Below are 19,090 nucleotides of genomic sequence, written 5' to 3'. Positions count from 1 at the left end.
CTCCCTGCCGCTCGAATGGCAGCAACGCATCGCCGCCGTGAAGCTTGGTAGCGGAGGCGATCATTGGAGGAGCGGTGGGCAACCTTGTCGTCGTAGGAGTGGATGGCTCGTCGTCGAGCCTTGCCGCGGTGGATCAGGCCGCCCGGGAAGCCCAGCGGCGACGCGCGGAGCTGCGGGTGGTGCACGCCTTCGGCTGGCCCGTGCGGCCCATGTACACGCCGCTGGATCCGTCGCCGCTCAATCGCCTGGCGAGCGAGGCGGCGCAGCGTGCCCGGGGCGTGGCGCCCGAGGTGGAGGTCTCCGAGGCCGTGGTGACCGGCGACGCGGTGGCGGTGCTGGAGGCCGAGTCGCGCGCCGCCGACCTGGTGGTCGTCGGGCCCCGGGGCATGGGGGGATTCATCGGCATGCTGCTGGGCTCGACGGCCGCGTCCCTGGCCGCCCACAGCCGGTGTCCGGTGATGGTGGTCCGCGAGGAACCGCCCGGCGCCGGACCGGTCGTGGTCGCCGTCGACGGCTCTCCCGCGGGAGAGCAGGCCATCGAGTTCGCCTTCGCCGAGGCGGCGCTGCGCGGGGCCGAGATCCTGGCCGTGCACGCGTGGCGACCGGAGTACGTGCCGCCCGGCACCGGCCCGGAGAGCGCGGAGCGGCTGCTGGCGCAGGCGGTAGCCGGGCGCGCCGAGAGGTATCCGGACGTCACGGTCAGAAACGAAGTGCTCAGCGGCGAGACCCGCGAGGCATTGATCGAGACCAGCAGGACGGCCCAGCTCATGGTCGTCGGCGCGAGAGGGCGCGGCGGTTTCGCAGGACTCCTCCTGGGCTCGGTGAGCCAGGCACTGCTGCACCACGCGCACTGCCCTGTCACGGTCGTACGCGGCCAGGGGTGACCCGAGGTCCTTCGGCCGTCAGACGAAGACGACGCTGGACGCCGCCGGGACCGACACGGAACCGGCGCGGGCCGGGATGCCCGTCGCGGAGTCGACGTCCAGCCAGGTGACGTCGCCCGAGCGCTCATTGGCCGCGTACAGGCGTGTGCCCGACGGGTGCAGGACCAGATCGCGCGGCCACCGCCCCCCGCACGGCACCGAAGTGACCAGGTCCGCCCGCTCGCCGGCCGCGTCGAGCGCCAGCACGGCGATGGTGTCGGGGCCCCGCACCGCCGTCCACAGATGGCGGCCGTCGTGCGAGACGACCGGCGCCGACGGGGAGACGGCACCGGCGGCGTCCGGGTACAGAGCGGTCGTGCCCAGCGGCTCGAGCACCCCGTTGGCGGCGTCCCAGCGGCACACGACGACACCCGGCTCGAGCTCGCCCAGGACGTACGCGCGACCTCCGTCCGGATGGAAGACGAGGTGCCGTGGACCGGTGCCGGGCCGCAGCGCGGTCTGCCCGTGCGGTGTCAGCTTGCCCGACCCCGCGTCCAGGGAACAGATCCGCACCGCGTCGGTGCCGAGGTCGACGCTCAGCACCCAGCGTCCCGAGGGGTCCGGGAGTACTTGGTGCGCGTGGGGGCCCAGTTGACGTTCGGGGTGCGGGCCGCTGCCCTCGTTGCGCAGGACATCGGTGGCCGCCCGTGGGGTGCCGTCGGCGGCGAGTGGCAGCGCGGTGACGCTGCCGGATCCGTAGTTGGCGGTCAGCAGGTGACCGTGGGCGACCGCGAGATGCGTGGGTTCCTGCCCGCGTACGGACACCGGCGCGCCGAGCGGGCGGGGCTCCGGCCCGGCGATGTCGTAGGCGGCGACCGCGCCCTGCGTCGTCTCCGAGACGGCGTAGAGGACCGGGCCCGCACCCGTGTGCCCGACCGCCAGGTACGACGGGTCGGCCACACCGTCGACGACGCCGGTCGTGGTCAGCGCCCCCGTCCCGGGGTCCACGGCGGCCGCCACGATCCCGAGACCGCCGGCCGAGGTGAACGACCCGATGAAGGCCCGTTCCGTGTCCTCGTCACCCACCGTGTCCTCCGCTCTCGTGCCCGCGCGAATCCCGACGCTAACAGCGGTCTCACGGCCCTCGCGGTGGCTCGGCGTGCGTGCGGTCCGGTCGCGGGACCGTGTGGCCCTTGCGACAGTGGCAGAAGTGATGGACGAGGTGATTCGGCCGGAAGAGGGACAGACGGGTGAAGGCTTTCGTGATGAAGGAGATCGGGCGGGTGGGCTTCATGGAGAAGCCCGTCCCGGAGCCGGGTCCGGGCGACGCTGTCGTACGGACGACCCGGGCCCTGATCTGCACGTCCGATTCCCACACGGTCAAAGGCGGCATCGGGCCGCGGGAGAACCTGACGCTGGGCCACGAAGCGGTGGGCGTCGTGCACGCCGTGGGCAGCGAGGTGAAGGACTTCAGGCCCGGCGACCGGGTCGTGGTCGGCGCCATCACCCCCGACTGGGGCGACCTGGCCTCGCAGAACGGGTTTCCCTCGCAGTCCGGAGCACCCCTCGGGGGCTTCAAGTTCGCCAACCTCAAGGACGGGGTCCTCGCCGACTACTTCCATGTGAACGAGGCCGACGCCAATCTCGCGAAGATCCCCGACTCCGTCAGTGACGAACTGGCCGTCTACTGCGCCGACATGCTCTCGACCGGCTTCATGGGCGCGGAGAAGGGCGACATCCCGATCGGTGGAACCGTCGCCGTCCTCGCCCAGGGCCCGGTGGGCCTGATGGCGACCGCGGGGGCGAGACTGCGCGGAGCCGGAACGGTCATCGGCGTCGAATCCGTGCCCGACCGGCAGAAACTCGCGCGCACCTACGGCGCCACCGACATCGTCGACTTCACCAGCGAGGACGTCGTCGAGCGGGTCCTCGAACTGACCCAGGGCCAGGGCGTCGACACCGCCATCGAGGCACTCGGCGCCGACGTGACGTTCCAGACCGCCGTCAAGATCACCAAGCCCGGCGGCACCATCTCCGTCATCGGCTACTTCGGCGAGGGGGAGTTCGTGCGCATCCCCCGCGTCGAGTGGGGCGTCGGCATGGCCGACAAAACGATCGCCACGGGACTGTGCCCCGGCGGCAGACTGCGCATGGAGCGGCTGCTGCGGGTCCTCCAGGCACAACTCGTCGACCCCTCGCACCTGACGACCCATGAGTTCCACTTCGACGACATGGAGCGGGCCTTCGAGGTCTCCGACAAGAAGCTCGACAACACCGTGAAGGTAATGATCACGTTCTAGCCGGGTACTTCGGAGGCCTGCCCGCCGAGCCGCGAGAAGAGAGACGGCATGCACGATCCCGACCCCCCTTTCCGGCCGGTGCGCCGGCGCAAGGGCTACCTGCCGCTGGAGGACCTCGGCCTGATCGGGAACGGCACGACGGCCGCGCTGGTCGGCCTGGACGGTTCCATTCCCTGGATGTGCCTGCCGCGCTTCGACGCCGACCCGCTCTTCTGCGGACTGCTGGATCAGGCACGCGGCGGGCATTTCACCCTGGCGCCGGAGGAACTGGTCGAGGCACGGCAGCGCTACGAACCCGACACCGGGGTCCTGATCACCGAGTTGCGCAGCGCCACCGGCCTCGTGCGCGTCACCGACGCGCTCGCCCTGCGCTCCGGCGCCGACCTCACCGATGACGCCCCCGCCGACCGGGGCGAACTCGTGCGCTCCGCCGTGGTCCTGGACGGGACCGTCCGCCTGCGCATGGATCTGGATCCCCGCGGCGGCGCGCAGGCGCAGGTGATGTTCAGCGGACTCGAGGTACGACCGTCCCGGCGGCCGGACCTCCGGCTGCACCTGCGCTCCAACCGCCCCCTGACCGGCCTGCACAGCACCCATGACCTCCAGCAGGGCGAACGCCTCGACCTCGTCCTGTCCTGGGGCCGCTTCCACCGCCACCACCGGTTCGACCCCGACACCATGCTGCGGGGCACCGCCGACGCGTGGCGCCGCTGGATGAAGCACTTCCAGTACGACGGCCCCCAGGAACCGCTGGTCCGCCGCGCGGCGATCACGCTGAAGCTCTGCGACGACTGGGCCAACGGCTCGCTCGTCGCGGCCCCCACCTCCTCCCTGCCCGCACCGATCGGCGGCATCCGCAACTGGGACTACCGCTACGCCTGGATCCGCGACGCGGCCTTCGCCGTGTTCGCGCTGCGCCGCATCGGCTTCGGGGGTGAGGCCGACGCCTTCCTCGGCTGGGTCCTCGACGCCTTCGAGTACAGCCGGCAGCCCCGGATCATGTACGCCCTCGACGGCGGCCTGGTGCCGGACGAGGTGGAGGACGCGGAGCTGGAGGGCTACCAGCGTTCCGCGCCGGTGCGCTGGGGCAACGGCGCGGCCGACCAGCGCCAGCACGACGTCTACGGCGAGATCCTGGACTGCGCCGACCAGTGGCTGCGCGCCGGCGGGCAGATCCAGCCGGCGCTGTGGGCGGGCCTGGCCAAGCTGGCCGACGCCGCGGGACAGGCGTGGCGTCAGCCGGACCAGGGGATCTGGGAGGTGCGCAGCGAGGGCCGGGCGTTCACCTACTCGGCCGGGATGTGCCATGTGGCCCTGGACCGGGCGGCGGCGATCGCCGAACGGCTCGGCCTGCCCGCAGAGGTCGCCGGCTGGCGGGCCTCGGCCGACGAACTGCGCCGGCGCATCCTCGACGAGTCCTGGGACGAGGAGGCGCAGACGCTGAGCGTCCACCTGGACGGCGGCGGCGCCCTCGACGCCAGCCTGCTCGCCCTTCCGCTGCGCCAGGTCGTCCCGGCCGACCACCCGCGGATGGTGGCCACCGCCACGGCCGTCGCCGAACGCCTGTCAGCCGGTGACGGCCTGCTCTACCGCTATCTGCACAAGGAGTCACCCGACGGTCTGCCCGGCGACGAGGGCGCCTTCGTCCTGTGCAGCTTCTGGCTGGTGGACAACCTCATCGGCCAGGGCCGGATCGCCGAGGCCGAGGAGCTGTACGACTCCTTGTGCGCCCGCGCGAGCCCGCTGGGGCTGCTGTCGGAGCAGATCGACCCGTCGACCGGAGAGTTCATGGGCAACTTCCCCCAGGCGTTCAGCCACATCGGGATCGCCGCCAGCGGAGTCAACCTCGCCCGAGCGAAGGCAGGCGCACACGCATGATCGACCGACTCGTGATCCTCGGCGCCACGGGCGACCTCACCGGCCGCTTTCTGCTGCCGGCCCTGGCCGCCCTGCGGGCCGCGGGACACCTCGGCGACGACTTCCGGTTGCTCGGCGCGAGCCGGGAGGACTGGGACGGCGACCGGTACCGGGAATGGGTGACCGCGCACCTGGACCGCCATGGTGGCCGGCATCCGGCCGGCGCCAGGACGGCGATCGCCGAGGCGGCCGACTACCGACGGGTCGACGTCACCAACCCCGCCGACATCGCCTCGGTCGTCGCGGGGGAGGACCCCGTCGCCCTCTATCTGGCCCTGCCTCCGGCCCTGTTCCCGGTCGTGGTCAAGGCGCTGCAGCAGGCGGGCCTTCCCCCCGGCAGCCGGATCGTGGTGGAGAAGCCCTTCGGCGAGAGCCTGGCCGACGCGCGGGAGCTGAACCGGCTGCTCGCCGACCTCGTGCCCGAGCAGGCCGTGTTCCGGGTCGACCACTTCCTCGCCATGACGACCGTTCAGAACGTGCTCGGCAGCAGGCTCGCCAACCGGGTGCTCGAACCCCTGTGGAACAGCACCCACATCGCCGAGGTGGAGATCGTCTGGGACGAGACGCTCGCGCTGGAAGGACGGGCCGGCTACTACGACCACGTCGGCGCGCTCAAGGACATGGTGCAGAACCACCTGCTGCAGCTGCTCTGCCTGGTCGCCATGGAACCGCCCATCACGCTGGGCGAACGGGACCTGCGCGACCGCAAGCTCGACGTCCTGCGGTCCGTGCGCGTGCTCACCGACGACGACGTGGTGCGGCGCACGCGCCGGGCCCGCTACTCGGCCGGCCGCAGCGGCGACCACGCCGTCCCCTCGTACGTCGAAGAGGAAGGGGTGGACCCGCAGCACCGCACCGAGACCTTCGCCGAGGTGGAACTGGAACTGGACAGCTGGCGCTGGGCGGGGACGACGTTCCGGCTGCGCAGCGGCAAGGCACTCGGGGCGGACCGCAAGGAGGTCGCGGTGCGCTTCCGCGCCGTCCCCCACCTGCCCTTCGGTCACAGCGGCGAGGTCGCGCCCAACGTGCTGCGCTTCGAGCTCGAACCGGAGGGCCTGGTCCTGGATCTGATGGGCACGGGCGCCCGCCCCGACCACCTCGCCGAGCTCGAACTCGCCGCCGAGATGGAACCGCCGGAACTGCCCGCGTACGGCACGCTGCTGCTGGACGTCCTCAGGGGGGACCCGGCCCTGTCGATCCGCGGCGACGAGGCGGAGGAGGCCTGGCGGGTGCTCGAACCCGTCATCTCGGCCTGGGAGAGGGACCTCGTCCCGCTCCAGGAGTACCCGGCGGGCTCCGACGGCCCCGCCGACCCGCATCGGCCCTCGGCCACGAACGGAGAGCGTCCCGATGCCCACTGATGCCGGGCGGCGCCCGCCGTGCGTCGTGGTCATAGGAGTGTCCGGGGCGGGCAAGACCACCGTGGCGCGGCGGCTCGCCCAGCGACTGGACATCCCCTTCGCCGAGGCGGACGACTTCCACTCGAAGGCCAACATCGCCAAGATGTCGGCGAGCGTCCCGCTCGACGACACCGACCGCCAGTCCTGGCTGGAGTCCGTCGGCGGGTGGCTGCGGCAGCGCGACACGGAGGGCACCGGAGGCGTCGTCTCCTGCTCCGCCCTGCGGCGCCGCTACCGGGACGTCCTGCGCGCGGCCTGCCCGACGGTCTTCTTCGTGCATCTGACGGCCGACCACGAGGTGCTGGAGCAAAGGCTGCGCCGGCGCACCGGCCACTTCATGCCGGAGACCCTGCTGGACTCGCAGGAGGAAACCCTGGAACCGCTCGAACCCGACGAGCGCGGCGGCAGGGTGGACGCGGGACAGGCACCCGACGTCGTCACCGAGAAGGCGATCGACCTGCTGCCGAACGACTGACCGCGCGGGCTGCGCGCGCTGCCTGGGCGCGGCGCGCACGGCGGGGTCGGCCACCGCCGGGAGGGTGGCCCGCTCGTGGTCACAGGTCCCGCTCCAGCGCGTGGGCCGTGGTGTTGAGGGTGGCCACCAGGGACTGGAGCCGCTGGGGGTCGTAGCGCACGCTGGGCATGGACACCGACAGGCCCGCGACAGCCGTACCGTCCCGGTCGCGGACGAGGACGCCGACGGCGACGAGGCCGCGCTCGGAGCGCTCCCGGTTGACGGCGAAGCCATTGCGGCGCACTCGTCTCAACTCGGTCCGCAGGCGGGGGAGTTCGGGGCGGTCCGCGGGGCGGTCCCGGTAGCGTTCGGGGGCGTACACCTGTTCCAGCTCCTCGTCCGGGAGCTCGGCGAGCAGCAGCAGGCCCGCCGTCGTCCGGTGGGCGGGGAACACCATGCCCTCCCGGGAGCCGACCCGCAGCGCCTGGCCGCACTCGACGCTGGCGATGAACCGGGCCGTGTCGCCGGTGCGCACGATCAGGTTCGTGGTCTCGTCCAGCAGGTCGACGGCCCGGCGCAGATGGGGGAGGGCCGCCGCGCGCAGCCGTGACACCAGGGACTGCGAGTGCGCGGCCAGTTCCAGTACCGGTCCCGCGCGGTAGACGCGGTCCTCGTCCTGCACGGCGAAGTCCCGGTAGACCAGCATCGCGAGCAGCCGGTGCGCGGTCGACCGGGCGACGCCCAGCCGCTCGGCGATCTCCGACACCGTCGCGCCGCCCTCCAGCTGGAGGATCGTCGCCGCCCGCAGCGCGTGGTCCACGCTGGCGATGGGATACGGCGGTGGCGTCTTCAGAGGCTTGTCCATGGCCCGGCTCTCCGTTCAGGTTCCGCCCTCCGGAATCTACCTGTCCGCTCAGGAGAAGCGATCCGCGGCGGCCCCGGCCTGTTCCAGTGTCCGCCGGTACGGCGTGAAGACGGCCGCCGCCAGGGCCAGGCCGATCGCGGTGCCCAGGAGCTGCGCCCCGACGAAGGCGGGGACCGAGCCGGGGGCGATGCCCGTGAAGGTGTCGGTGAAGGCGCGGCCGACGGTCACCGCCGGGTTGGCGAAGGAGGTGGAGGAGGTGAACCAGATCGCGGCGCCGATGTAGGAGGCGACGGCCGCGGGCGCGCGGTGCGCTCGGCCGGTGCGGACCAGGCCGAGGACCAGCAGTATCAGGCCGGCGGTGGCCACCGTCTCGCCGAGGAGCAGGGCCGTTCCGGTCCGGTCCTGCGTCGACCAACGGACCAGCGGCTCCCCGAACATCGCGTCCGCCAGTTCGGCGCCGGCGATCGCGCCGACGACCTGGGCGGGGAGGTATGCGGCGGCCTCGCGGGCGCCCGCTTTCGAGCCGCGGTCGCGCCGGGTGCTCCACCACTCCGCCAGGGTCACCACCGGATTGAAGTGCGCACCGGACACCGGGCCGAGCAGCAGGATCAGGACGCCGAGGCCGAAGAGGGTGGCCAGGGAGTTGGCCAGCAACCGCACCCCGACGTCCTGGGTCAGCTCGGTGGCCTGGATGCCCGAGCCGACGACCACGGTCACCAGGGCCGCGGTGCCGACGAACTCCGCGACGGCCCGCGCGGCCAGCGGCGCCCGGGCAGACGTGGGCGCGACGGGCGGCGTGGCGCTGTCGTGGGTGGCGGTCACCAGGGGCTCCTCGGAGGGCGGGGCGGTCAGGGGCAGGATCGCTTGACTTCGTTCTCGGCCGTGGCCGCCGCGGTCCGTGCCAGCTCGGCGAGTTGTTCGGCGAGCTCGGCGATGACGAGGGGCTTGAGCCGGTAGTAGGTGAAGCGGCCACAGGGCTCGGTCTCCACCACACCCGCGTCCCGGAGCACCTTCAGATGGTTGGACAGGTTCGTCTGTCTCGCGCCGGTCTCGTCCACGAGGTGTGTGGTGCACAGGGTCTCGCTCGCGAGGAGGGTGACGATCCGGAGACGCAGCGGGTCGGCCAGGATCCGGATCAGATCAGTGTCGGCTGACGTCAGCATGGGCTGATACTTTCACATCACCGCTGGCTGATGTCAGCCAGGGCTGATCTGGAAGGAAGAACCGATGCCCGCCACCCCGATCGCCTCCGTGCTCTTCGTCTGCGTCCACAACGCCGGGCGGTCGCAGATGGCCGCCGGATTCCTCGCCCACCTCGCGGGGGACCGTGTCGAGGTCCGCTCCGCCGGGTCGCTCCCCGCCGACCGGGTCAATCCGGCCGCGATCGAGGCGATGCGGGAGGTCGGTGTCGACCTCGCCGGCGCCGAGCCCAAGGTGCTCACCCCCGAGGCCGTCCAGGCCTCCGACTACGTGGTCAGCATGGGCTGTGGCGACGCCTGCCCGGTCTTCCCGGGCAAGACCTACCTCGACTGGCAGCTGGAGGACCCGGCGGGCAAGGGCGTGGACGGGGTCCGCCCGATCCGCGACGAGATCAGGTCCCGTGTCGAGGCCCTGATCGCCGAGATCGACGCCTCGCGGGAGCCCGGCCGCGCCTGACGGCCGCCTGAAGTCACAATGGCCGGTCTTCGTCTTGTGAAAGTGATCCCAGGGCCTTCACAGGGTCGGGTTAGGTTAGGCTAACCTGGGCTCGTGCGATCAGGTGAAGAGATCTCCGCGGCCCTACGTCCCCGAGGTCATGAGCTGTCGGCCACGGAGGTCACCGTGGCCTACGAGGGTGTCGACGTCGTTCATGACGCGTCGCTCACCCTGCGACCCGGCCAAGTGACCGTGCTCGTGGGCCCGAACGGCAGCGGCAAGTCGACGCTTCTGCGCACGATCGCGCGGCTGCAACGGCCCCGGACCGCCACACTCACCGTCGACGGCACGGACGGCCTGGCGCTGACCTCCCGTGAGTTCTCCCGCCGGGTGGCCCTGCTGACGCAGGGCCGGCCCACGCCGAGCGGGCTGACCGTGCGGGACGTCGTCGAGTTCGGCCGCTACCCCTACCGGGGCCGCTGGGGCAGGGCGGACCCGGACGGACCCGCCGCCGTGGACCGCGCGCTCGCCATGACCGGCGTCGCGCAACTCGCCGAGCGCGGCGCCGAGCACCTCTCCGGAGGCCAGCTCCAGCGAGTGTGGCTCGCGAGCTGCCTCGCGCAGGAGACCGGCGTGCTGCTCCTGGACGAGCCGACGACCTACCTCGACCTGCGCTACCAGATCGAACTCCTCGACCTCGTCCGCGATCTGGCGGACGACCACGGGATCGCGGTCGGCGCGGTGTTGCACGACCTCGACCAGGCCGCAGCCCTCGCCGACCGGATCGTGCTGCTGCACGAGGGCCGGATCGTCGCGGACGGTCTCCCCGACGACGTCCTCACCGCCCAGCGGCTGACCGACACCTACGGCATCCGCATCGAAGTCGACACCGACCCCCTCACGGGCCGGCTGCGCACCCGCGCGATCGGCCGGCACCACACGCGAAGCGAAAGGCTCAGCACACCCTCATGAGACGCCTCCTGACCACCGCGGCGGCCGCCACCGCCGCGGCACTCGTCCTGTCCGCCTGCGGTACGACCGAGCCCGCCGCCGACGACGCCAAGGCCACCCAGTCGGCCGAGCCCGTCACCCTGACCGACGCCTCCGGCAAGAAGGTCGAGCTCGACGGCCCCGCCAAGAAGGTCGTCGGCACCGAGTGGCACGAGGTCGAGCTGCTGGTGTCCCTGGGCGTGGACCCGGTAGGCGTCGCCGACGTCAAGGGCTACAAGACCTGGGACCAGGCGGTCCCGCTGAAGAACGAGCCCAAGGACATCGGCACCCGTGGCGAGCCCAGCATGGACACCATCGCCGCCCTGAAGCCGGACCTCATCGTCGCCAGCACCGACCTGCCGCCGGCCGCGGTGAAGCAACTGCGCGAGGTCGCCCCGGTGGTGGAGGTGAAGTCCGCCGACGCGGCCGACCCGATCGGGCAGATGACCGAGAACCTCGACCTGCTCGCCAAGGCCACCGGCACCACCGAGCAGGCCGACAAGATCAAGGAAGACTTCGACGCCAAGCTCGCCGAGGGCAAGAAGGCCCTCGCCGACGCCGGTCTCGACGGCGCCGAGTACGCCTTCGCCGACGGCTACGACATCTCCAACCAGGTCTCCATCCGCCCCTTCACCAGCGGCTCGCTCATCGGCGCCGTCAACGAGCGGCTCGGTCTGAAGAACGACTGGACCGTCAAGGGCGATGAGAGCTACGGCCTCGGCTCCACCGACGTCGAGGGGCTCACCAAGCTCAGCGACGACGTGCACTTCGCCTACATCGGCAACGACGGCGACAAGAGCAGCACCCCCTTCACCGACGCCCTCGCCAAGGACAAGGTGTGGACCTCGCTGCCGTTCGTGAAGAAGGGCAACGTCCACCGGCTGCCCGACGGCATCTGGATGTTCGGCGGTCCCGGTTCGATGAGCCAGTACGTCGACTCCGTCGTCGCCGCTCTGACGAAGTAGCCCATGGCCGTCACCGCGACAACCCCCGCCACCCGTCCGTCGGCGGCCACGTCCCGGACGGGCGCGGCCGCGGTGACGGCCGCACTGGTCCTGATCGTCGCCGCCCTCGCGGTCGTCGACATCACGCAGGGCACGGCCGCCGTGGGCGCCTCCGAGGTCTGGAAGGCGTTCACCGGCCAGGCCGAGGCGGGCGACGCCTCCGTCGTCATCGAGTCCCGGCTGCCCAGGATGACCGCCGGGATCCTCGTCGGCGCCATGCTCGGCATGGCCGGCGCCGCCCTCCAGGCCGTCAGCCGCAATGTGCTCGCGTCCCCCGACACCCTCGCCGTCAACGCCGGTTCCTACCTGGCCCTCGGGCTGGTCGCCGTCACCGGCGTCTCACTGCCCCTGCTCGCCTCCTCCGGCGTCGCCCTCCTCGGCAGCCTCGCCGCGGCCGCCGTCGTGCTGGGCCTGTCCGGCCTGGGCACCGGCACCGTGCGCCTCGTCCTTGCCGGCACCGCCCTGATGCTCGGCCTGAACGCGGTCACCGAAGGGCTGCTCCTGCTGTTCCCCGAGGAGACCCACGGGCTCTACCAGTGGAACCAGGGCAGCATCGGCCAGAACGGCTTCGACGGCGTGGTCCGCATGGCGCCCCTCGGCGTCGTCGGCCTCCTCGGACTGCTGCTGGTCGCCCGCAGGGTCGACGCCCTGGCCCTCGGCGACGACGCCGCCCGCGGCCTCGGCGTGCCGGTCCGCGCCACCCGTGTCACGGCGGTCGTGCTCGCGGCGCTGCTCTCCGCCGCCTCCGTCACCCTGGCCGGACCGATCGGCTTCGTCGGCCTGTGCGCCCCCGCCCTCGTACGGGCCCTCGCCCGCAGGTTCCGCGGTTTCAGCCGGACCCGGGTGAGCCTTCCGGTCACGGGACTGACCGGCGCGGCCCTCGTGCTCGGCTCGGACGTGCTGCTGCGCTCCCTGGTGCCGGCCGACCTCGCGGTCGCCGTGCCGACGGGCGTCGTCACCAGCCTCGTCGGCGCGGTGTTCCTGGTCGGCATGGCGGTCCGGCTGAAGGACACCGAGGCCGCCGCCGCGCCCGACCGGCTGCGCATCAGAAGCCGCGCCGTGTTCGTCACCGTCACGGTCGTCCTGGCGGTGGTGCTGGTCGGGGTGACGATCGCCGCCGTACTGCTGGGCGACGCCAAGCTGTTGCTCGGCGACGTCGTGAACTGGGCGCAGGGCAGGGCGGGTCAGACCGTCTCCTTCGTGCTCGACACCCGGATGCCCCGGGTCCTCGCCGCCCTGCTGGCCGGTGCCGCCCTGGCCCTGTCCGGGACGCTCATCCAGGCCGTCACCCGCAACCCGCTCGCCGAGCCCGCCGTGCTCGGCGTCTCCGGCGGGGCCGCGCTCGGCGCCGTCCTGCTGGTGACGACCGTGCCGCTGGCCGGGTCGTGGGGTCTCGCGGGTGCGGCGTTCGCGGGCGCCGCGGTCAGCTCCGTCATCGTCTTCGGGCTCGCCGCGCGGGACGGGTTCCAGCAGAACCGCCTGGTGCTCGTCGGCATCGGGGTCGCCACCGCGGCGACCGCGCTGATCAGCCTGCTGATCGTGCTCACCGACCCGTTCAACGCGGTCAAGGCGCTCACCTGGCTGTCCGGTTCCACCTACGGGCGGACCATGCCGGACGTCGTACCGCTCGCGGTCGTGGTGGCGCTGGGTACGGCCGTCGCGGTGCTGCGGCGGGGGGAGCTGGACCTCGTGTCGCTGGACGAGGACACCCCGCGGCTGCTGGGCCTGGACCTGGCCCGGGGGCGCCTCGGCTTCCTCGTCCTGGGCGTCCTGCTGAGCGCCACCGCCGTGGCCGCGGCGGGCACGATCGGCTTCGTGGGCCTCGTCGCCCCGCACGCGGCCCGGGCCCTGGTGGGCCGCCGGCACGTCCGGGTCGTACCGGTGGCCATGCTGCTCGGCGCCGCCCTGGTGTGCACGGCGGACCTGCTGGGCCGCACGGTGATCGCGCCGGCCCAGCTCGGCGCCGGCATGGTGACCGCCGTGATCGGCACGCCGTACTTCCTGTATCTGCTGGTGCGCAGCCGCCGCTAGGGAACCCGTCCGCTTGCCGCCACCGCACCAGGGCGACGGCAAGCGGACGGACGCTACTCCCGGGAGCCGACCGCCGTCCGGCGGTCGCCGAGGAGGGAGGAGCAGATCTCCCCGGCGCGTACGGCGGTCGTGGACAGCAGGGTCGAGGTGAGGCCGTGGGTGTGCTCGGTGCCGCCCTGGAGGTAGACGTCCGCCGTGACGTGCGCGGCGGTCTCCACCCGGTGGTCGCGCCCGACGCGGAGCTGGTCCTCCTCGTCACGCAGACAGAGCTTGGCGATCTCGCCGAGATGGTCGCCGATGCCCCGGGGCTGGTAGCCGGTCGCGTAGACGATCACGTCGGCGGTGAGCACCTCGCGTTCCCCGGTGGGCAGGAACTCCACCGTCACGTCCAGGCTGTCCCCGCGGCTCGCGACCTCGCGGATCCGGGAGACGTTCATCATCCGCAGCCGCTGCGTGCCCTGGACCTTCTCCTGGTACATCGTCCGGGACAGGGACTCGATCAACTCCATGTCCACCACGGAGTAGTTGGTGCCGCGGTGGTAGTCGTAGAGGGATCGTTTCACCTGGGGTGGTGCGCCGTAGAACAGGTCCACCGCCTCGGGGTCGAAGATCCGGTTGGCGAACGGGCTGTCGTCGGCCGGGGTGTAGCCGTATTTGGAGAACACGGAACAGATCTCGGCCTCGGGGAAGCTGCGGTGCAGGTAGTCGACGGCCTCGGCGGCGCTCTGGCCCGCGCCGAGGACGAAGGCCCGGCGAACCGGGGTGCCGGAGCGGTGGAGTCGGTCCACGCGCGGCAGCAACTCGCTGTTGTGCCAGACGCGTTCCGACAGCGCCGCGCCGGGCGGCAGGTGCGGCTCCAGACCGGTGGCCACGCACAGGGTCCGGGTGCGGCGCACGGTCAGCTCCTCCGGCGCCTCGGGATCGCGGCTCGTGACGTCGAACCAGCGGACCTCGCCGTCCTCGGTGACCGGCCGCACCGAGACCACTTCGGCGCCGTACGAGACGAGATGGCCGACGCGGGCGGCGGCCCACTCGAAGTAGTCGTGGAACTCGATCCTCAAGGGGAAGAGCGTCTTCTGGTTGAGGAAGTCGACCAGTCGGCCGCGCTCGCGCAGATAGCACAGGAAGCTGAAGTCGCTGGTGGGATCGCGCATCGTCACCAGGTCCTTGAGGAAGGACACCTGCATGGTGGCGTCGTCGATGAGCATGCCGCGGTGCCATCCGAACCGCCGCTGCCGCTCCAGGAATCCCACGCGCAAGCCCTGTGCGCTCGCGTCGTGCTCGTGGAGCGCGATCGCGAGGGCGAGATGGGACGGCCCGAAGCCGATGCCCAGAACGTCGTAGACGGAGTCCGGCCCACTGTGCAATGTCGTCACCGCGTCATCGCCTCCTGTAGGGGGGAGTTCACAGCGCTCTCAGATGAGGTCCACAGTCTCCCCCGAGCAGGCTCATGCTAGATAAGGTTAGCCTTACCTAGCAATGGCTGAGGAGGGCTTGTATGCGGGTCGTCATGTTCGGCTACCAGACCTGGGGACACCGAACGCTAGAGGCTCTGCTGAACTCCGAACACGAAGTGGTCCTGGTCGTCACCCACCCCAAGAGCGACCACGTGTACGAACGGATCTGGAGCGACTCCGTCGCCGACCTGGCCGAAAAGCACGGCGTGCCCGTGCTGTTGCGGAACCGGCCGGGCGACGACGAACTCCTCCGGGCGCTCAAGGACGCCGAGCCGGACATCATCGTGGCGAACAACTGGCGCACCTGGCTGCCGGCCGAGATCTTCGACCTGCCGCCGCACGGCACGCTCAACATCCACGACTCCCTGCTGCCCTCCTACGCGGGCTTCTCGCCGCTGATCTGGGCGCTCGTCAACGGCGAGCAGCGGGTCGGCGTCACCGCCCACCGCATGGACGCCGAGCTCGACATGGGCGACATCCTGCTCCAGCGGGCGGTGCCCGTCGGGCCCGCCGACACCGCCACCGACCTGTTCCACCGCACCGTCGACCTGATCGGCCCGGTGGTCCGGGAGTCCCTCGATCTCATCGCCTCCGGCAGGGCGGTATGGATTCCGCAGGACCGCTCCCGGTCGAGCTTCTTCCACAAGCGCTCCCTGGAGGACAGCCGCATCGACTGGTCCTGGCCCGCCGAGGACCTGGAGCGGCTGGTGCGGGCCCAGTCGGACCCGTATCCGAACGCCTTCACGCACTATCGCGGGGAGCGGATCCGGATCCTCAAGGCCACGGTCTCGCAAGGACGGTACGGCGGAACCCCGGGGCGCGTCTTCATCCGCGAGGGCGACGGCATCGTCATCGTGGCCGGTGCCGGGGCGCGTTCGGGCCGGCTGCCCGGACTGGTGGTCCAGCGGGTGCGGACCGAGGACGGCCATGAGTACGCCGCCACCGAGTACTTCCGCACGATGGGCGGCTATCTGACGGCCCGTCCGTGACCGTCGCGGCGGGACCGGGCAGCCCCGGCCCCGCCGCTCAACCCGTGGCGACCGGCGCCGGGTCCTCGGAGCCCTCGTGGTGCCGGCCCATCGGGATCACCATCGGAGTCCCGCTCACCGGATCGGTGCCCACGACGCACCGCAACCCGAAAACCTCCTCGACCATCGAGGCGGTGACGACCTCGGTCGGCGTGCCCTCCCCGGCGATGCGGCCCGCCTTCATGGCGACGATGTGGTCGGCGTAACGGCAGGCCTGGTTGAGGTCGTGCAGCACCATGACGACCGTGCGGCCCTGATGCCGGTTCAGGTCGGTGACCAGGTCGAGGACGTCGATCTGGTGGGCGAGGTCGAGGTACGTCGTCGGCTCGTCCAGGAGCATCACCGGGGTGCCCTGGGCCACCGCCATGGCGATCCAGGCCCGCTGGCGCTGGCCGCCGGACAGCTCGTCCACCGCCCGGTGCGCCAGATCGGTCATGTCGGTGGCGCGCAGCGCCTCGTGCACCGCCTCCTCGTCGGCCGACGACCACTGCCGCCACCACGTCTGATGCGGCGACCGGCCCCGGCCCACCAGGTCGATCACGGTCAGCCCCTCGGGCGCCACCGGGGACTGCGGCAGGATGCCCAGCCGCTGGGCGAGCGTGCGGGTCGGGATCGAGTGGATCGACCGCCCGTCCAGGTGCACGGCCCCGGACCTGGGGGTCAGCAGCCGGGCCAGGGCGCGCAACAGGGTGGACTTGCCGCAGGCGTTGGCCCCGACGATCACGGTGATCCGGCCGGTGGGGACGACCAGGTCGAGATCGTCCACGACCACCCGGTCGTCGTACGCCAACCGCAGTGCCTCGGCGCACAGTTCGGGTCCTTCGGCCGGCCCGGGGTCCGTCTTCGACACGTTGTCAGCCTCCTGAACCGGCGCGGTTGGCACGGATGAGCAGCCACAGCAGGACGGGCGCGCCGAGCACGCCCGTCACGATCCCGACCGGCAGCTCGGTGTCCGGGACGAGCTTGCGGGCGACGAGATCGGAACCGAGCACCATCACAGCTCCGGTGAGACCGGCGGCCACGGGTGGTGGGAAGGCCGTACCGGCCAGGCGCTGGGCGACCTGGGGGGCGGCCAGCGCCACGAAGGCCACGGGCCCGGCGGTCGCGGTGCCGAAGGCCACCAGGCCGACGGAGGCGAGCAGGACCGCCACCCGGACCGTCTGCACCCGTGTGCCGAGGGCCCGGGCCACGTCGTCGCCGAGCTCCAGGGTCCGGGTCAGCCGGCCGAGCAGCAGCGCGGGCGGCAGGAGCAGGGCCATCGCCACCGCGAGCGGGGTGATCTGCTCCCAGGTACGGCCGTTGAGGTTGCCCACCAGCCAGCCCAGCGCCGCCTGCGCCTGGAAGCGCTGGCCGCGGGCCATGAGGTAGTCGGTGGCGCTGGTGCAGATCCACGCGACGCCGACGCCCACCAGGACGATCCGGTAGCCGCTGGTGCCCCGCTTCCAGGCCAGCACGTACACCAGCAGCGCCGCCAGCAGCGCGCCGAGCAGTCCCAGTGCCTGGGTGCCGAGGCTGCCGTCCCAGCCGAGGACGATCCCCGCCACCACGGCCGTACCGGCGCCCTGGGTGATGCCCATCATGTCGGGGCTGGCCAGGGGGTTGCGGGTCATGGTCTGCAACAGGGCGCCGGAGACCCCGAAGGCGAAGCCGACGAGCAGGCCCGCGAGGGCCCGGGGCAGCCGGAGTTCGTGGACGATCAGCTCGGTGGCGGGGTCGCTCGCGCCCACGAGGGCCTTGAGCACGTCGGTGAGCGGCAGGGAGATGTCCCCGACGGAGGTCTCCACGACGAACAGGACGAAGGCGGCGGCCGCGAGGACCAGGCAGACCGCCAGCAGCCGGGGGCGCAGCAGCCCGGAGACGGGCGGAACGGTCAGACGGAAGGTGAGGCGGCCGGCGGTCCGGCGTGGCACGGGCGCGAGGTCGGTGGTCATGGCTCACAGCTCCGCGAGTCGTCGGCGGCGCACCAGCGCGATGAAGAACGGGCCGCCGAGGAAGGCGACCAGGATCCCGGCCTGGATCTCGACCGGCCGGGCGATCAGCCGTCCGGCGATGTCGGCGGCCAGCAGCAGGCAGGGCGCGAGCACGGCCGACAGGGGCAGCAGCCAGCGGTGGTCCGGGCCGATGCCGGCGTACTGCGCGAGGACGCGCGCGATGTGCGGTACGACCAGGCCGACGAAGACGACGGGCCCGATGACGGCCACGGCCCCGCCGGTGAGCAGGGTGACGGCCACCACGCCCTGGACGCGGACCAGTCCGAGCCTGAGCCCCAGGGACCTGGCCACGTCGTCACCGAGCGCCAGCCGGTTCAGGGCGGGTGCGCAGGCCAGCGCCAGGACGCCGCCGACGGCGAGAAACGGCAGGACACGCAGCAGCACTTCGTCGTTCTGGTTGGCCAGGGACCCCGCCGACCAGAAGCGGTAGCGGTTCAGGGCGTCCGGGTCGGTCAGGGCGATCGCGCTGGTCAGCGAGAACAGCAGGGAGGTCACCGCGACCCCGGCCAGGGCGAGCTTCACCGGGGTCGTGCCCGACCGGCCGAGCCCGCCCAGCAGATAGACCAGCACGCTCGAGGTGAGCGCGCCGGCGAAGGCGAACCAGATGTAGCCGTAGACCGAGCCGATGCCGAGGACTCCCACGGACAGGACGACGGCGAAGGCGGCGCCCGCGCTGACCCCGAGGATGCCGGGGTCCGCCAGCGGGTTGCGGGTCAGCGCCTGCATCAGGGCGCCGGACAGGCCCAGGGCGGCGCCGGTGGCGAGGCCGAGGGCGGTCCGGGGCAGCCGTACGGACCAGATGACGTTGTCGACACGGGAGTTGGGCGCATCGCCCAGGAGGGTGCGCCAGACCTGGTCGAGGGGGACGCCGAGGGCGCCGTAGGCCATCGACAGGCCGCACAGCACGACGAGGGCCGCGCCGGACAACGCGAGCAGGAGCATCGCGCGGGGGCCCTTCGCCCGCCGGACCGCCGAGGTCCCCACGTCCACTTCCTTTGGTCAGCCTTGCCTAACTGGTCAGGACTGTAGAGCGAGTTGGACCGCCGTCCCATCCCCTTGGCCAAATCTGTGCGCGCCCTATTAATTAGGTAACCCTTACCTTACTATGGCGCCGACCCCCGGCCCAGGCCGGGAACGACCTGCTGGGAGGGCACG

The 19,090-nt window shown here is 72.1% G+C and carries 18 protein-coding genes; 10 read left to right on the top strand and 8 right to left on the bottom strand.

Going from position 1 to position 19,090, the window contains the following annotated elements:
* Nucleotides 1–74 precede the first annotated feature (74 nt).
* Nucleotides 75–884, top strand: a complete 810-nt coding sequence (locus AC068Z_RS20150; RefSeq protein WP_478557075.1) for a universal stress protein — start codon at nucleotides 75–77, stop codon at nucleotides 882–884.
* An 18-nt stretch (nucleotides 885–902) separates the two neighbouring features.
* Here the strand turns inward: AC068Z_RS20150 and AC068Z_RS20145 are convergent, their stop codons facing one another.
* Nucleotides 903–1,949, bottom strand: coding sequence for a lactonase family protein (locus AC068Z_RS20145; RefSeq protein WP_478557073.1), 1,047 nt, complete (start codon nucleotides 1,947–1,949; stop codon nucleotides 903–905).
* 164 nt (nucleotides 1,950–2,113) lie between these two features.
* Here AC068Z_RS20145 and AC068Z_RS20140 point away from each other — a divergent pair, with 164 nt between their 5' ends.
* The 4 genes from AC068Z_RS20140 to AC068Z_RS20125 are packed head-to-tail and all read left to right on the top strand — an operon-like array spanning nucleotide 2,114 to nucleotide 6,955.
* Nucleotides 2,114–3,163, top strand: a complete 1,050-nt coding sequence (locus AC068Z_RS20140) for an NAD(P)-dependent alcohol dehydrogenase (protein ID WP_478557071.1) — start codon at nucleotides 2,114–2,116, stop codon at nucleotides 3,161–3,163.
* 48 nt (nucleotides 3,164–3,211) lie between these two features.
* Nucleotides 3,212–5,041, top strand: a complete 1,830-nt coding sequence (locus tag AC068Z_RS20135) for a glycoside hydrolase family 15 protein (RefSeq protein ID WP_478557069.1) — start codon at nucleotides 3,212–3,214, stop codon at nucleotides 5,039–5,041.
* Nucleotides 5,038–6,441: a glucose-6-phosphate dehydrogenase gene (locus tag AC068Z_RS20130; protein WP_478557067.1), complete on the top strand. Its 1,404-nt coding sequence runs from the start codon at nucleotides 5,038–5,040 to the stop codon at nucleotides 6,439–6,441. Before AC068Z_RS20135 ends, AC068Z_RS20130 begins: the two co-directional genes overlap by 4 nt.
* Nucleotides 6,431–6,955 carry a gluconokinase gene (locus tag AC068Z_RS20125; RefSeq protein ID WP_478557065.1) on the top strand — a complete coding sequence of 175 codons (525 nt, stop codon included), beginning with the start codon at nucleotides 6,431–6,433 and terminating at the stop codon, nucleotides 6,953–6,955. The genes AC068Z_RS20130 and AC068Z_RS20125 overlap by 11 nt, the downstream gene beginning before the upstream one ends.
* Nucleotides 6,956–7,034: 79 nt before the next feature.
* Here AC068Z_RS20125 and AC068Z_RS20120 read toward each other — a convergent pair whose 3' ends face one another.
* Genes AC068Z_RS20120 through AC068Z_RS20110 form a run of 3 tightly spaced genes read right to left on the bottom strand, consistent with a single transcriptional unit; the run spans nucleotide 7,035 to nucleotide 8,962 of the window.
* Entirely contained in the window at nucleotides 7,035–7,799 is a 765-nt protein-coding gene (locus AC068Z_RS20120; RefSeq protein WP_478557063.1) for an IclR family transcriptional regulator, read from the bottom strand.
* Between the two features lie 48 nt (nucleotides 7,800–7,847).
* On the bottom strand, nucleotides 7,848–8,621 hold the full coding sequence (locus AC068Z_RS20115) for an aquaporin (protein WP_478557061.1): 774 nt from the start codon (nucleotides 8,619–8,621) through the stop codon (nucleotides 7,848–7,850).
* Between the two features lie 26 nt (nucleotides 8,622–8,647).
* A complete protein-coding gene (locus AC068Z_RS20110; RefSeq protein ID WP_478557059.1) occupies nucleotides 8,648–8,962 on the bottom strand; it encodes an ArsR/SmtB family transcription factor in 315 nt (104 codons plus the stop codon).
* Between the two features lie 64 nt (nucleotides 8,963–9,026).
* Here AC068Z_RS20110 and AC068Z_RS20105 point away from each other — a divergent pair, with 64 nt between their 5' ends.
* From AC068Z_RS20105 to AC068Z_RS20090, 4 genes are all read left to right on the top strand, one after another.
* Nucleotides 9,027–9,455, top strand: coding sequence for an arsenate reductase ArsC (locus tag AC068Z_RS20105; protein WP_478557057.1), 429 nt, complete (start codon nucleotides 9,027–9,029; stop codon nucleotides 9,453–9,455).
* Between the two features lie 93 nt (nucleotides 9,456–9,548).
* Nucleotides 9,549–10,406: an ABC transporter ATP-binding protein gene (locus tag AC068Z_RS20100; protein WP_478557055.1), complete on the top strand. Its 858-nt coding sequence runs from the start codon at nucleotides 9,549–9,551 to the stop codon at nucleotides 10,404–10,406.
* Nucleotides 10,403–11,389: an ABC transporter substrate-binding protein gene (locus AC068Z_RS20095; RefSeq protein ID WP_478557053.1), complete on the top strand. Its 987-nt coding sequence runs from the start codon at nucleotides 10,403–10,405 to the stop codon at nucleotides 11,387–11,389. Before AC068Z_RS20100 ends, AC068Z_RS20095 begins: the two co-directional genes overlap by 4 nt.
* 3 nt (nucleotides 11,390–11,392) lie before the next feature.
* Nucleotides 11,393–13,459 carry an iron ABC transporter permease gene (locus tag AC068Z_RS20090; protein WP_478557051.1) on the top strand — a complete coding sequence of 689 codons (2,067 nt, stop codon included), beginning with the start codon at nucleotides 11,393–11,395 and terminating at the stop codon, nucleotides 13,457–13,459.
* A 53-nt stretch (nucleotides 13,460–13,512) separates the two neighbouring features.
* Here the strand turns inward: AC068Z_RS20090 and AC068Z_RS20085 are convergent, their stop codons facing one another.
* The gene (locus tag AC068Z_RS20085) at nucleotides 13,513–14,835 is read right to left on the bottom strand and encodes a lysine N(6)-hydroxylase/L-ornithine N(5)-oxygenase family protein (protein WP_478557049.1); all 1,323 of its coding nucleotides are present in this window, start codon (nucleotides 14,833–14,835) and stop codon (nucleotides 13,513–13,515) included.
* Nucleotides 14,836–14,957: 122 nt separating this feature from the next.
* Between AC068Z_RS20085 and AC068Z_RS20080 the strand changes: the two genes are divergently transcribed.
* Nucleotides 14,958–15,905 carry a methionyl-tRNA formyltransferase gene (locus AC068Z_RS20080; RefSeq protein WP_478557047.1) on the top strand — a complete coding sequence of 316 codons (948 nt, stop codon included), beginning with the start codon at nucleotides 14,958–14,960 and terminating at the stop codon, nucleotides 15,903–15,905.
* A gap of 37 nt (nucleotides 15,906–15,942) precedes the next feature.
* On the opposite strand, the gene AC068Z_RS20075 is transcribed toward AC068Z_RS20080, so the two are convergent.
* From AC068Z_RS20075 to AC068Z_RS20065, 3 genes are read right to left on the bottom strand one after another with little or no spacing between them, the layout of a single operon-like run.
* A complete protein-coding gene (locus AC068Z_RS20075; RefSeq protein WP_478557045.1) occupies nucleotides 15,943–16,794 on the bottom strand; it encodes an ABC transporter ATP-binding protein in 852 nt (283 codons plus the stop codon).
* Nucleotides 16,795–16,798: 4 nt separating this feature from the next.
* Nucleotides 16,799–17,875 (bottom strand): FecCD family ABC transporter permease, encoded by a 1,077-nt coding sequence (locus AC068Z_RS20070; protein ID WP_478557043.1) that lies wholly within the window; start codon nucleotides 17,873–17,875, stop codon nucleotides 16,799–16,801.
* 3 nt (nucleotides 17,876–17,878) lie between these two features.
* On the bottom strand, nucleotides 17,879–18,919 hold the full coding sequence (locus AC068Z_RS20065) for a FecCD family ABC transporter permease (protein ID WP_478557040.1): 1,041 nt from the start codon (nucleotides 18,917–18,919) through the stop codon (nucleotides 17,879–17,881).
* Nucleotides 18,920–19,090: the final 171 nt, after the last annotated feature.

The organism is Streptomyces sp. NPDC043726 (assembly GCF_056436565.1).
Note: the sequence above shows the minus strand (reverse complement) of the source record. Positions and strands in the feature narration are given on the sequence as shown.

Bases quoted from the DNA above. Each gene is read 5' to 3' on its own strand.
- AC068Z_RS20135 (WP_478557069.1), top strand. From the start codon at position 3,212: ATGCACGATCCCGACCCCCCTTTCCGGCCGGTGCGCCGGCGCAAGGGC.
- AC068Z_RS20130 (WP_478557067.1), top strand. From the start codon at position 5,038: ATGATCGACCGACTCGTGATCCTCGGCGCCACGGGCGACCTCACCGGC.
- AC068Z_RS20125 (WP_478557065.1), top strand. From the start codon at position 6,431: ATGCCCACTGATGCCGGGCGGCGCCCGCCGTGCGTCGTGGTCATAGGA.
- AC068Z_RS20120 (WP_478557063.1), bottom strand. From the start codon at position 7,799: ATGGACAAGCCTCTGAAGACGCCACCGCCGTATCCCATCGCCAGCGTG.
- AC068Z_RS20110 (WP_478557059.1), bottom strand. From the start codon at position 8,962: ATGCTGACGTCAGCCGACACTGATCTGATCCGGATCCTGGCCGACCCG.
- AC068Z_RS20105 (WP_478557057.1), top strand. From the start codon at position 9,027: ATGCCCGCCACCCCGATCGCCTCCGTGCTCTTCGTCTGCGTCCACAAC.
- AC068Z_RS20095 (WP_478557053.1), top strand. From the start codon at position 10,403: ATGAGACGCCTCCTGACCACCGCGGCGGCCGCCACCGCCGCGGCACTC.
- AC068Z_RS20090 (WP_478557051.1), top strand. From the start codon at position 11,393: ATGGCCGTCACCGCGACAACCCCCGCCACCCGTCCGTCGGCGGCCACG.
- AC068Z_RS20080 (WP_478557047.1), top strand. From the start codon at position 14,958: ATGCGGGTCGTCATGTTCGGCTACCAGACCTGGGGACACCGAACGCTA.
- AC068Z_RS20070 (WP_478557043.1), bottom strand. From the start codon at position 17,875: ATGACCACCGACCTCGCGCCCGTGCCACGCCGGACCGCCGGCCGCCTC.